The 1,082-nt window shown below is 47.5% G+C and carries 2 protein-coding genes; both read left to right on the forward strand.

Translation table 11 applies throughout. The features are described from left to right. Positions 1 to 325: 325 nt before the first annotated feature. Entirely contained in the window at positions 326 to 523 is a 198-nt protein-coding gene (locus tag ACP5D4_RS21640; protein WP_428013673.1) for a hypothetical protein, read from the forward strand. After that, positions 501 to 836 carry a type II toxin-antitoxin system PemK/MazF family toxin gene (locus ACP5D4_RS21645; RefSeq protein WP_428013674.1) on the forward strand — a complete coding sequence of 112 codons (336 nt, stop codon included), beginning with the start codon at positions 501 to 503 and terminating at the stop codon, positions 834 to 836. The genes ACP5D4_RS21640 and ACP5D4_RS21645 overlap by 23 nt, the downstream gene beginning before the upstream one ends. Positions 837 to 1,082 lie beyond the last annotated feature (246 nt).

The raw sequence follows: 1,082 nt of genomic DNA on the forward strand, positions 1-1,082 counted from the left end.
CGCGTGAGGTTCGCTGTTGTGGTGGTATCTGGCAGTTCAGTGAGGCGAAGTGGGTTAAAACTAAAGAGATGGCTCGTGCTGTTGAGTACGGGACAAAAAATTAAACGTTGTCTGAAGCCTTGATGAGTCCGTAGGTTAGGTTTCACTATCGCTCTACCCAATCCACTCGCGCTTCAGGCTTGCTACGGTTGGGTTGACGGAGGAAACCCAACCTACAGTTCATCACTTTTGTCCCGTACTGAGGTCGTGCTGTTAGCCCGGCGATCGACATTTTTCGGTAAGTTAGATTTCGGTAAGTTAGAACGATTCGAGAGGGATTGAGGGAATGGTTAAAACAGTTTGGGCAACGGTTCGAGATGGGAAACTCGAACTTCTAGAATCGAGCGAACTGGAAGAAGGAAGCCAGGTGCTTGTTACCGTACTTTCCAGTGACGAGAAAGAGTTTTGGCAACAGGCTAGTCAGACTTCTTTAAACAAGATTTGGAACAATTTAGAGGACGATGTCTACAACGAACTCCTCTAAGGATGAAGTCCTCTTAGTCCGGTATCCTTTTTCGGACTTATCGCGTTCAAAAATCAGACCTGCGGTTGTTGTCAGCGAGCCGCACATTTCGCAAGACATTATCGTTGTTCCACTAACAAGCCGGACGAGTTCTCTTCTTCCAGGTGAGTTTGTTCTTACTAGGTGTTCAGAAGCCGGTTTCAATGTTGAAACAGCGTTCAAACGAGGATTATACACGGTCGATCGAAGCTTAGCTATCAAAAAAATCGGACAGTTAGCTAAGGTCGATATCGATCGATTAGAGCAGTCTTTACGAGTTTGGTTAGGACTCTAAGAGAGATTTTTAGAAAAGCCCGAGTCCCAGAATCTTCAAGATTCCGGGACTCGGGTCTGGCGAGATTGCGGTAAGTGTAGAAATCTACCCATATCGATCGTACCCTATCTTCCCCCGACATTCCGCGTCACGCCTCAGAACCGCCTCGGAAATCCGAACCGAGGCCGATCGATCGACCCTCAACCGTCAATGTCACAATAAGAAAGAGATAGGAATCGCGGCCAGACGCCGAAATTGCCCATGAAC

It is taken from the genome of Baaleninema sp. (assembly GCF_049974805.1).
In the GTDB taxonomy this organism is placed as follows: domain Bacteria; phylum Cyanobacteriota; class Cyanobacteriia; order Cyanobacteriales; family Geitlerinemataceae; genus Baaleninema.

Coding starts and splice junctions, on each gene's coding strand:
- ACP5D4_RS21640 (WP_428013673.1), top strand. CDS start 326: ATGGTTAAAACAGTTTGGGCAACGGTTCGAGATGGGAAACTCGAACTT.
- ACP5D4_RS21645 (WP_428013674.1), top strand. CDS start 501: ATGTCTACAACGAACTCCTCTAAGGATGAAGTCCTCTTAGTCCGGTAT.